This window comes from Belnapia arida (assembly GCF_016773205.1).
In the GTDB taxonomy this organism is placed as follows: domain Bacteria; phylum Pseudomonadota; class Alphaproteobacteria; order Acetobacterales; family Acetobacteraceae; genus Belnapia; species Belnapia arida.
This window is the reverse complement of record NZ_JAETWB010000157.1, coordinates 1-851: the sequence shown is the minus strand read 5'-3', so window position 1 is coordinate 851 and position 851 is coordinate 1. Positions and strand designations below refer to the sequence as shown.

1 protein-coding gene is annotated in these 851 nt (G+C 68.3%); it reads left to right on the top strand.

Features of this window, described 5'->3' with window-relative positions; translation table 11 throughout:
* Positions 1 to 5 precede the first annotated feature (5 nt).
* The gene (locus JMJ56_RS33170; protein ID WP_202836128.1) at positions 6 to 830 is read left to right on the top strand and encodes an IS5 family transposase; all 825 of its coding nucleotides are present in this window, start codon (positions 6 to 8) and stop codon (positions 828 to 830) included.
* Positions 831 to 851: the final 21 nt, after the last annotated feature.

Genomic DNA, 851 nt, shown 5'->3' with positions numbered 1-851 from the left:
GCGGGATGTGGACCAAGGAGCAGCGGGCGCGGCAGGCGGCGTTTGAGCGTCGGCGGCGCTATCCAACCGATCTGACGGACGAGGAGTGGGCTGCGGTGCAGCCGCTGCTGCCGCCTCCGGCAGGGTGCGGCAGGCCGCCTAGCGCCGACATGCGAGAGATGCTGAACGCGATCCGATACCTGGCTCGTGCGGGCTGCGGCTGGCGGATGCTGCCGGTGCATTTCGGGCCATGGCAGACCGTGTATTGGTGGTTCCGGCGCTTCACCCGGCGGCTACTGTTCCAGACCATCCACGACATCGCGTTGATGCTGGACCGCGAGCGGCAGGGCCGGGAGGCCAGCCCGACCGGGGGCGTGCTCGACAGCCAGACGGTGAAGGCACCCCACGCGCCTGACGGTGGGGGCTACGACGCCGCCAAGCGGACCAAAGGACGCAAGCGGCACGTCGCCGTGGATACGGATGGGCGCCTGCTCATGGTCAACCTCACCACGGCCGATATCCAGGACGCGGCGGGGGCGGAGCGGATCATCGCGGCGGTCCGCAAGCGCTGGCCTTGGCTGAAACATCTGTTTGCCGATGGCGCCTACGATCGGGGCAAGCTGATGAGCAAGGCCGCCTACCGCGACTTCGTCATCGAGATCGTCCGCAAGCTGGCCGACCAGAAGGGCTTCCACATCCTGCCCAGGCGCTGGGTGGTCGAGAGGACCTTCGGCTGGATGATGCGCTGGCGCAGGCTCGTCCGCGACTACGAGCGCCGGTGCGACGTCAGCGAAGCCATGATCCGCGTCAGCCTCGGCGCCCTCCTGCTCCGCCGCATCGCCCACCCCTAACCATTCTCAAACGGGGTCTTA